We start from the raw sequence: 220 nt of genomic DNA, 5'->3' as shown, positions 1-220 counted from the left end.
TGCGTCGACCAAAGTGTAGGTCAGCCGGATCACGTCGCGCAGGCGCGGAGCATTCTCCAGCCGCGACAGCGTCGGCTGGGAACACAAATCCCGGCCCGTGTCCGGTAGGCGTCCGCAGGCCAGTTTGAATGCCGGATCGGACCTCAGATGATCGAGGTCGTCGGCGTCCTCGTAGCCGCAGCAGATCGCGAACATGCGAGCGCGGAGCATATCGACCAGG

At 64.5% G+C, this 220-nt stretch carries 1 protein-coding gene; it reads right to left on the bottom strand.

The genetic code is table 11. The features are described from left to right. On the bottom strand, positions 1-220 hold a 220-nt coding region (locus tag QJT78_RS52805), incomplete at both ends, for a transposase (protein ID WP_281461015.1).

Origin of the sequence: Bradyrhizobium sp. Mp27 (genome assembly GCF_029953005.1) — a bacterium.
Lineage (GTDB): Bacteria > Pseudomonadota > Alphaproteobacteria > Rhizobiales > Xanthobacteraceae > Bradyrhizobium > Bradyrhizobium barranii.
The sequence above is the reverse complement of the archived record's forward strand: the minus strand, read 5'-3'. Positions and strand labels throughout refer to the sequence as shown.